Below are 7,150 nucleotides of genomic sequence, written 5' to 3'. Positions count from 1 at the left end.
CCCGGCACGCCCATGCCAAGGTGGACGTGGTATCGATCGTCCTTATCGCATATCATATGCGGATCGAGCCGTGAGGGCCGGGGACGATGGGGCGGTGGATCGGGGGTGGGGTCTTGATGGGGGCGCTGGCGGCGGTCATGGCGTCGGCCACGGCGGGCGGCCCGACCGGGGTGGCATGCTGCGACGATGCCAACGGCCGGCGCGTGTGCGGCAACCCGTTGCCCGCCGAGTGTTATGGGCGCAAATACTGGCTGGTCGACGACAGCGGCATGATCCGCAAGGTGATCGATCCGGCGGCCGAGCGGGCGCAGCGTCAGGAGGCAAGCGGGGCCGGGGCGCTCTCGCCGCAGGAACAGGGCCTGCGCCGCAAGCAGGAGCGTCTGCTGCAGGCTTTTCCGACGTTGCAGGCGTTCGATGCCTGGCGCGACGCGCAGTTGGCCGACTACGACCGGCAGATCGCCCAGATCCGCGCCCTGCTCGCCGAGGGGACGGACCCCGATGCGCTCGTGCCGACCCTGCAGCGCCTCTTGGACGAGCGGCGCACGGCGGCGGAGCGCCTCGCTGCCGAGCGCCGTGAGCTCGAAGAAGCCTTGCGCGCACAGCAGCAGGGGCGATGATCCCGGCGCGGCCCGTCCCACAGACGGGCCGCGCCAAGCTCACAGGAGCACGCGCTCGATCCCGCCGCGGTTGGCGGCCTCGACGTAGCGCTCGAGCCACTCAGGGCCGAGCAGGTGCTTCGCCAGTTCCACCACCACGTAATCGGCATCCAGCCCTCCCGCGTCGTGCTCGAAGCGGCTCAGCCCCTGCAGGCAGCTGGGGCAGGAGGTGAGCACCTTCACCGGCGTGCCCGGCGCGGCGTCGGCGCGAAGCCGCGCGGCGTCCTTCTCCAGTTCTTCCTGCTTGCGGAAACGCACCTGCGTCGACACGTCCGGCCGCGTGACGGCGAGCGTTCCCGATTCGCCGCAGCAGCGGTCGTTGAGCACGACCTCGGTGCCCAGCAGTTTCTTCGTCACCTCGATGCCGGCGTACTGCTTCATCGGCGTGTGGCAGGGCTCGTGGTACATGTAGCGCACGCCGGGAATGCCATCGAGCGCGATGCCTTTCTCCATCAGGTATTCGTGGATGTCGAGCAGGCGGCAGCCAGGGAAGATCTGCTCGAAGTGGTAGTCGAGCAGCTGGTCCATGCAGGTGCCGCAGGAGACGACCACGGTCTTGATGTCGAGATAGTTGAGCGTGTTGGCCACGCGATGGAAGAGCACGCGGTTCTCGGTGGTGATGCGCTGCCCCTTGTCGTCGTTACCGGCGGCCGTTTGCGGATAGCCGCAGCAGAGGTAGCCCGGCGGTAGCACCGTGGTGGCGCCCACGTGGTAGAGCATGGCCTGGGTGGCCAGACCCACCTGGCTGAAGAGGCGCTCGGAGCCGCAGCCGGGGAAGTAGAACACGGCTTCCGACTCGCCCGCCGGCACCTGCGGGTTGCGGATCACCGGGATCACCGTCTGGTCCTCGATGTCGAGGAGTTGCCGTGCCGTGCGCTTGGGCAGATTGCCCGGCATGGGCTTGTTCACGAAGTGGATCACCTGCTCGCGGATCGGCGGCTTGCCCACGGTGAGCGGCGGGCGGCGCGTCTGCTCCTGGATGAGCCCGAGGCGCTTGGCCCAATGATGCGCCAGGCGCTGCGCCTTGTAGCCCCACTCGACCATGGTCTTGCGCACGAGCTTGACCGTGGTCGGGTCCTTGATCGTGAGCAGCAGCATCGCCGCCTTCGTGCCCGGGTTGAAGGAATTCTTCCCCTGCTTGCGCAGCAGGTTCCTCATCTTGATCGAGACGTCGCCGAAGTCGATGTCCACCGGGCAGGGTTTCTCGCACTTGTGGCAGACGGTGCAGTGATCGCCGATGTCTTCGAACTCGGCCCAGTGCGCCAGCGACACGCCGCGGCGCGTCTGCTCCTCGTAGAGCAGCGCCTCGATGAGCTGCGAGGTGGAGAGGATCTTGTCGCGCGGGCTGTAGAGGAGATTGGCGCGCGGCACGTGCGTCGAGCACACGGGTTTGCATTTGCCGCAGCGCAGGCAGGATTTGATGTCGTCGGCGATCGCCCCGATCTCGGTCTGCTCCATGATGAGCGACTCGTGCCCGAGCAGGTTGAACGAGGGCGTGTAGGCGCGGGAGAGGTTGCCGCCAGGCATGAGCTTGCCGCGGTTGAACGCCCCCTTGGGGTCGATGCGGCGTTTGTAGTCCCAGAAGGGGCGAAGCTGCTCCTCGTCGAGATAGTCGATCTTGGTGATGCCGATGCCGTGCTCGCCGGAGATGACCCCGCCCAGCGACTTCGCCACCGCCATGATGCGGTCGACCACGCGGTTGGCGGTCTGCAGCATTTCATAGTCGTCGGAATTGACCGGGATGTTGGTATGCACGTTGCCGTCGCCGGCGTGCATGTGCAGCGCCACGAAGAGCCGACCGCGCTTGACCTGCTCGTGGAGCTCGAGGATGCGCTCGCGCGTGGGGCGGAAGACGTCGCCGTCGAAAATGCGCATGAGCCCCGGGCGCAGTTCGCGTTTCCAGGAGACGCGGATGGAGTAGTCCTGCAGGCGGTGGAAGAGCGTGAGCGCCTCGGCCTGGTTGGTGAGTTCGCCCGCTTCGATGCCGTATGCGGCGAAGTGCGGCTCGGCTTCGGCGAGCGGCAGGTCGAGGTGGTCGCGCAGCCAGCGCCAGCGCCGGCGCACCGCGTCGACGAGCTCGAGCGCGTGCTCGCGCTTCTCGCCGATGAGCGTCTCCGGCGGCAGGTCGGCGTCGCCCGGATCGAGCGGCAGCTTGGGTTCGCGCAGGAAGGCTTCGAGCCGGTCGCACAGGGCGAGCTTGTTGTCGAGCGACAGCTCGATGTTGATGCGCTCGACGGCGTCGCAGTACTCGCCCATCTTGGGCAGGGGAATGACGACGTCTTCGTTGATCTTGAAGGCGTTGGTATGCCGGGAAATGGCCGCGGTGCGGGAGCGTTCGAGCCAGAAGCGCTTGCGCTGCTCGGGGGTGACGGCGATGAAACCTTCGGCGTCGCGCCTGTTGCACATCCGCACCACGTCGGAGGCGGCGCGCATCACCGCCTCTTCGTCGTGGCCGACGATGTCGCCCACCAGCACCATCTTGGGCCGACCGCGGCGCTTGGCCTTGGTGGTATAGCCCACGGCCTTGACGTAGCGCTCGTCGAGGTGCTCGAGGCCGGCCAGTTGCACTCCGGCTGCGTGCCCTTCGCCGCCGGGCTTGAAGTAGTCGGTGATCTCGACGATGGCCGGCACCGCGTCGCGCACCTGGCCGAAGAATTCGAGGCAGACGGTGCGCGTGACCGGCGGCATCTTGTGCAGCACCCAGCGCGCGGCCACGATGAGGCCGTCGGTGCCTTCCTTCTGGATGCCGGGGATGCCGTGCAGGTATTTGTCGGTGACGTCCTTGCCCAGGCCCGGTTTGCGCATCGTCGCGCCCGGCGCGCTGATGATCTCCTCGCCCAAAGGCGCGTAGGTGAGCCCGTCGAAGCGGCGCAGGCGGAAGTAGACCGTCTCCTGCTCGTGGATCTTGCCGAGGTTGTGCTCGAGCCGCTCGACTTCGAGCCAGTTGCCGTCGGGCGTGACCATTTTCCACCACAGCAGGTTGTCGAGCGCCGTGCCCCACAGCACCGCCTTCTTGCCGCCGGCGTTCATGGCGATGTTGCCGCCGATGCAGCAGGCTTCGGCCGAGGTGGGGTCGACGGCGAAGACGCGCCCCGCGGCGGTCGCGGCATCGGCCACGCGCTGGGTGACGACGCCCGCGCCGGTGCGGATGGTGGGGTAGCGCTGCGGCAATGGCCCTTCGCGCCCGGGCAGATCCACCTCCTCGACCGGGCCGAGCGAGGTGAGCTTCTCCGTGTTGATGACGGCCGAGCGCGAATCGAGTGGCACGGCGCCGCCGGTGTAGCCGGTGCCGCCGCCGCGCGGGATGATGGTCAGCCCTAGCTCGATGCAGCCGCGCACCAGCGGAGCGATTTCCTCTTCGGTGTCCGGCGTGAGCACGACGAAGGGCAGCTCCACGCGCCAGTCGGTGGCGTCGGTGACGTGCGAGACGCGCGCGTGCCCGTCGAAGCGGATGTTGTCGCGGCGCGTGTGGCGCGACAGCACGCGCAGCACGTCCTTGCGCAGCCGTTCGGTTTCGCCGAAGGAGCGCTCGAAGGCGTCGATCGCGGCCGCCGTGAGCTCGACCAGACGCGCCACGCGCGCGGCGCGCTCGGGATCGGCGGCGGCGCTTGCCACGCGCCGTTTCTCCACCTCGTCGAGCCGGTGGCGTAGGGCTTCGACGAGTGCCTGGCGCCGCTTGCGGTTGGCGAGCAGATCGTCTTCGAGAAAGGGGTTGCGCCGCACCACCCAGATGTCGCCGAGAATCTCGAAGAGCATGCGGGCCGAGCGGCCGGTGACGCGCTCGGCGCGCAGGGCCTCCAGGATCGCCCAGGCTTCCTCGCCCAGCAGCCGGATCACGATCTCACGGTCGGACAAGGAGGTGTAGTTGTAGGGGATTTCGCGCAGACGCGGGTCCATCATCCTCTCCGGGCACGGTTCGAGGGGCAATTCTAGCGCATGTCCCGAAAGGCGTCGCCCACGACGGAAGTGTGGATCATTGAGAACGCTTTAAATCATGTGTTTTTTTGATAGTTTTTAACTATCATGACGTTTGCCAGGAACGATTGGATTTTGCCCGGAGCCTGACCTAGAATGGTTCGCGTGGTGACCGGCAGCAGCGCCGGGCCTCCGCCGGTCGACCGACCGGCGCCATGTGCAAACCCAGACAGGAGGAACCGTTATGAGCTTGATCAACACCCAAGTCGTTCCGTTCAAAGTGCAGGCTTATCACAACGGCAAGTTCGTCGAAGTGACCGACGCCGATCTGCGCGGCCATTGGTCGGTGTTCGTGTTCTATCCGGCCGACTTTACCTTCGTGTGCCCGACCGAACTCGAAGATCTCGCCGATCTGTACGACGAGTTCAAGAAGATCAACTGCGAGATCTATTCCGTGTCGACCGACACCCACTTCACGCACAAGGCCTGGGCCGAGGCTTCTCCCGCCATCAAGAAAGTGCGTTATCCCATGCTCGGCGACCCGGCGCAGAAACTCGCCCGCGCCTTCGACGTGCTGATCGAGGAAGAAGGCCTGGCGCTGCGCGGCACCTTCATCATCGACCCCAACGGCGTCATCAAGGGGATGGAGGTCAACGACAACAGCATCGGCCGCAATGCCGCCGAGCTGCTGCGCAAAGTGAAAGCTGCCAAGTACGTGGCCGAGCATCCGGGTGAAGTCTGCCCGGCCAAGTGGAACGAAGGCGCCGAGACGCTCAAGCCTTCCATCGATCTGGTCGGCAAGATCTGATCGCCTGGATTCCAACCGCGGTCACTCCCGGTTGGAGCCAGATTCCGGGCGCCGACCGTCCGCACGAGGCGGCGGCGCCTTTTCCTTGCATCACGGAGACGTCGGCCGAAAGAGGCCGAGGGGCTTTTTTCATCCGAAGTTTCGACGAAGGGGGGATTTACCATGGCATTGCTCGATCAAGAAACGAAGAACGCCTTGACGCAATATCTGACCCGGCTCGCCGGGCCGATCGAGCTCGTCACGGCGCTCGACGACAGCGAGCGCGGTCGGCAGCTGGCCGAGCTGGTGCAGGAGATCGTCGCTGCCGGCGGCGGCAAGGTGACGGTGCGCGAAGCGGTGGGTGAGGAAGTCGCCGGCGGTCGGCGCCCGGCGTTCGCGGTGACGCGCCCCGGCGAAGCCCCGCGGGTGCATTTCGCCGGCTTGCCGCTGGGGCACGAGTTCGCCTCGCTCATTCTCGCGCTGCTGCAGGTGAGCGGCTACCCGCCCAAGCTCGAGCCGGAGGTGATCGAGCAGGTCAAGAGCCTGGAGTCGCCGCTCTCTTTCGAAGTGTACGTGTCGCTGTCGTGCCACAACTGCCCGGAGGTGGTGCAGTCGGTCAACACCATGGCCGCCTTGAATCCGAAGGTGCAGGCGGTGATGATCGACGGGGCGAGCTTCCCCGCCGAGGTCGAGGCCAAGCAGATCATGGCCGTGCCCACCGTCTATCTCAACGGCGAGCTCTTCGGCCAAGGACGCATGGAGCTGCCGGAGATCCTCGCCAAGGTCGACACGCAGGCCGAAGCGCGCGAGCGGGCGCGGCTCTCCCAGAAAGGCGAGTTCGACATCCTCATCGTCGGCGGTGGACCGGCCGGGGCGGCGGCGGCGATCTATGCCGCGCGCAAGGGCCTGCGCACCGGCATCGTGGCCGAGCGCTTCGGCGGTCAGGTGATGGATACGCTCGCCATCGAGAACTTCATCTCGGTGAAGGAGACCGAGGGGCCCAAGCTCGTCGCGGGGCTCGAAGAGCACGTCAAGGCCTATGATGTAGATATCATGAATCATCAGCGCGCGGTACGCCTCGACGTTCCCGCCGAGCCGGGCAAGACGGCGAAGGTGGCGCTCGCCAACGGCGCCGAGCTCGGGGCCAAGGCGGTGATCCTCGCCACCGGCGCGCGCTGGCGCGAGCTGGGCGTGCCCGGCGAGAAGGAATACCGCGGCCGGGGCGTGGCCTACTGCCCGCACTGCGACGGACCGCTCTTCAAGGGCAAGAAAGTGGCGGTGATCGGCGGCGGCAATTCCGGCGTGGAGGCGGCGATCGATCTGGCCGGCATCGTCGCGCACGTCACGCTCATCGAATTCGCCGATGCCCTGCGCGCCGACGCCGTGCTGCAGCGCAAACTCAAGAGCCTGCCCAACGTGACCATCGTCACCAATGCCCAGACCATGGAAATCCTCGGCGATGGGGCGAAGGTCAATGCCCTGCGCTACCGCGATCGTGCCACGGGCGAAGAACACACGGTGGAATTGGCCGGCGTGTTCGTGCAGATCGGCCTGGTGCCCAACACCGACTGGCTCGAAGGGGCGGTGGCGCGTAACCGCTTCGGCGAGATCGAGATCGACGCGCGCTGCAGCACGTCTGCCCCCGGAGTGTTCGCCGCCGGCGACTGCACCACCGTGCCCTACAAGCAGATCATCATCGCCATGGGCGAGGGGGCGAAGGCGGCGCTGTCGGCCTTCGACTATCTCATCCGGCTCGCGCCGGCGCAGTAAGGCAACCCAGGCGGTACGACGT

Annotated in this window: 4 protein-coding genes; 3 read left to right on the top strand and 1 reads right to left on the bottom strand. The window is 66.8% G+C overall.

Annotated features, from left to right (window positions below):
* Positions 1–86: 86 nt before the first annotated feature.
* Entirely contained in the window at positions 87–617 is a 531-nt protein-coding gene (locus OA56_RS07110; protein ID WP_141054708.1) for a hypothetical protein, read from the top strand.
* Between the two features lie 39 nt (positions 618–656).
* On the opposite strand, the gene OA56_RS07105 is transcribed toward OA56_RS07110, so the two are convergent.
* A complete protein-coding gene (locus OA56_RS07105) occupies positions 657–4,553 on the bottom strand; it encodes a DUF3683 domain-containing protein (protein WP_461584313.1) in 3,897 nt (1,298 codons plus the stop codon).
* A 262-nt stretch (positions 4,554–4,815) separates the two neighbouring features.
* Between OA56_RS07105 and ahpC the strand changes: the two genes are divergently transcribed.
* Together ahpC and ahpF are read left to right on the top strand one after the other, a co-directional pair.
* The gene (gene ahpC / locus OA56_RS07100; RefSeq protein WP_055422459.1) at positions 4,816–5,379 is read left to right on the top strand and encodes an alkyl hydroperoxide reductase subunit C; all 564 of its coding nucleotides are present in this window, start codon (positions 4,816–4,818) and stop codon (positions 5,377–5,379) included.
* 168 nt (positions 5,380–5,547) lie between these two features.
* On the top strand, positions 5,548–7,128 hold the full coding sequence (ahpF, locus tag OA56_RS07095; RefSeq protein ID WP_461584311.1) for an alkyl hydroperoxide reductase subunit F: 1,581 nt from the start codon (positions 5,548–5,550) through the stop codon (positions 7,126–7,128).
* Positions 7,129–7,150 lie beyond the last annotated feature (22 nt).

Source organism: Tepidiphilus sp. HLB4 (assembly GCF_054823945.1).
The sequence above is the reverse complement of the archived record's forward strand: the minus strand, read 5'-3'. Positions and strand labels throughout refer to the sequence as shown.